Source organism: Clostridium sp. DSM 8431 (assembly GCF_900116755.1).
In the GTDB taxonomy this organism is placed as follows: domain Bacteria; phylum Bacillota; class Clostridia; order Clostridiales; family Clostridiaceae; genus Clostridium.
The window spans coordinates 1-2,662 of record NZ_FPBY01000270.1; the positions used below are offsets into that span (position 1 = coordinate 1).

A 2,662-nucleotide genomic window follows, 5' to 3' on the forward strand; every position below is an offset into this window, starting at 1 on the left:
AGTAGTATATGAATTTATTCATTACAAAATCAGACAGGTTGAATAAGGAATTAAACAAGCTTTATAAAGTTTTATAAGGTTTTGGCAACGGGAGATAAGTTGTTAAGATTATACTTTTTTATTAAGTAAATAAAAAATATTACTGGAAGCCCAAATTTCCAGTAATATTTTTTGAATAATAAATCTGTTTACACAAACTTATCTATTGTCTCTTTTTATTTCTTAGTTTTCTTTTTTTAGCAGCTTTACTAGTTTTGTTAGTTTTAGCAGTTGAATTATTCTTAGCAGTTGTAGTAGCCTTGTTCTTTTTCTTTCTAATTGAATAACCAAAGTCACCTAGCGGCTTAGCATTAAGTCCATAGTATTCACCGTGGCTATAGCAGATAAGATTAGCACGATCAAAACAAATTTTTCCCTTTTCATCTAAAAGATTTTCATCAACCTTTACATTTACTACATCTAGTAAGAACATATCATGGCTTCCAAGAGGAGTAATAGATCTTAACTTACACTCTAAGGCTACAGGAGACATAGTAAGAGATGGAATATTTACACCATGACCTTCATCTAATTGAAGACCAAAATGCTTGATTTTATCTTCTTTTCTTCCAGACTTCATTCCACAATAATCAACTATTTTAACCATATCTCTTGTAGTAAGATTAACAACACATTCTCCGCTTTCCTTTATGTACTCATGAGAAAGTCTTTCGGGACGAATTGCAACTGATAATATTGGCGGTCTTGTGCAAGCTGTACTTATCCAGCCTACAGTAAAAACATTAACTTTATCTTCTTTATTTTTAGATGTTATTAATACTACTGGAGTAGGATTTAACATTACGCTTCCTTTAAAATTTAATTTTTCCATAAGAGTTCCTCTTTCAATAATAATATTTCTTTCATGGCATAGATTATAACATTAAAATTTGAAATTGAGAATGGAGCTAGATTTTTTATATAGGTTGTAATGGATGTAGGGAATATTTAAATAAATATTATTTAGAAATAACAAACTTACATTGGAATATTTATTGTGAAATTTTAGATGTTGTGAGGGAAAACTATAAATGTGATGAAAATCAACTTACAAATATAAAAATTGATAAACTTAAAATAACTTAATAGAAAAGCACTGATATAGAGCTATTTTTACTACTTATATCAGTACTTTGAATTATTCAATATTCAGGTTTGTTGCGCACTTATTTTTAATTATCTGCTTACATATACAGAGGCTTTAACTGAATCTTCAGATGAAGCTATACCAACACTTGGTATTCCAGTTGTTGGATTCATACTAACGCTACCAACTCCAACTTGTTTATGCACATAATGTCCACTTATTCTTCCTTCTGTAGATGCGTAACCAGCAAAGTTTACACCTGTTTGCACCATGAAGTTATGGAATTCACCTTGCCAACACATATTATCTTTATATAAACCGAATTTTGCTAATACACCGTTTCCTTCTTGATTGATATCAACATAAGAATTTGTGTAATAACGCTCGCCATTAACGCTATCCCCAGCTATGTATTCTGAATGTCTAGAACCAGAATCTCCTGATATGATTAAATGACTAGATACAGTTATACCTATTCCATCTGTAAATCTACATAGTGGACTAGTTAACCAACTACAGCAATTATAAGCAAAATATTTGTTGCTTCCATTTCCGTAATAAACTTGAAGAGTCATCTTTAACCAAGAACTGTTTCCTCCTTCTTGAGCTCCTATTGAGCGTGTACTAAGTTGTTTTCCTAATTTAGTTTCAGCTATATATTGTTCTTTTGTATAATAATTAACATCAAAATCTGTGTCTAATTCGTCTAGTGAGTAAGATTTATTTCTAGTCAAAGTAAAATTTTGTTTTTTTGTAAATTTTACGTATACTTCAGAGCTATCAACTAATTCACCAGTAGTATTTGCTTTTAAACTTTCTTCTAGCATTGGAAATTTGTTCATTAATTCTTTAGTTTCTTGAGAATACATAGTGTTATTTTCTGTTGCATTAGCTGACATACAATTAACTTGCAACATAGCAAATAAAACTACTAATAAAAATATTACCTTTACAGTTATTTTATTACTTTTTTTCATTATAATATAATCCCCCTTATTTTTAGAAGTGCGCCTTTTTATTTTATGTTTTTTTGAATTTTTGTCAATAATTACATATAAATGCAAATTTTTTATTATTATAATATTTAACTGTTATAGAATTAATTGTATAATATAAGTGATTGGAGGTTTTATATGAAAAATATAATGAATGCAAGTATATACTCGCTGATAACAATTTCTTTAGTAATAATAGGAATATATATATGGAATTCAGATCCCTTATGGATTACAGTAATGCTAATTGGTTTTGCTATCTTGTTTACAATATGTTTATATGCACAAAAAATATTAGATGAAATAAAGAAAAATAATCAAAAAAAAATATAGTTTATACATATTAACTATTAAATATTTAAAAGAATTAAACCAGAATTGACAAGTAAGTATCAAAATGAGTTTTAATACTGTCTGTAAATAAAAAAAGATGATGTATCTGAATGATGATATGATACCTCTAAAGTAGACATGGTAAATAACCAAACTCTACTTTGGAGGTATTTTTTTATGGGAAGAAAATTTAAATATTCAGTTGAAG

3 protein-coding genes are annotated in these 2,662 nt (G+C 28.0%); 1 reads left to right on the plus strand and 2 read right to left on the minus strand.

Annotated elements, in window-relative coordinates; translation table 11 throughout:
• Positions 1 to 202 precede the first annotated feature (202 nt).
• Positions 203 to 871, minus strand: coding sequence for a flavin reductase family protein (locus BM384_RS16540; protein WP_090015291.1), 669 nt, complete (start codon positions 869 to 871; stop codon positions 203 to 205).
• Positions 872 to 1,215: 344 nt separating this feature from the next.
• Complete coding sequence (locus tag BM384_RS16545; protein WP_090015293.1) at positions 1,216 to 2,103, minus strand: hypothetical protein; 888 nt, start codon at positions 2,101 to 2,103, stop codon at positions 1,216 to 1,218.
• Between the two features lie 156 nt (positions 2,104 to 2,259).
• Between BM384_RS16545 and BM384_RS16550 the strand changes: the two genes are divergently transcribed.
• A complete protein-coding gene (locus tag BM384_RS16550; RefSeq protein WP_090015295.1) occupies positions 2,260 to 2,454 on the plus strand; it encodes a hypothetical protein in 195 nt (64 codons plus the stop codon).
• The last annotated feature ends 208 nt before the right edge of the window (positions 2,455 to 2,662 follow it).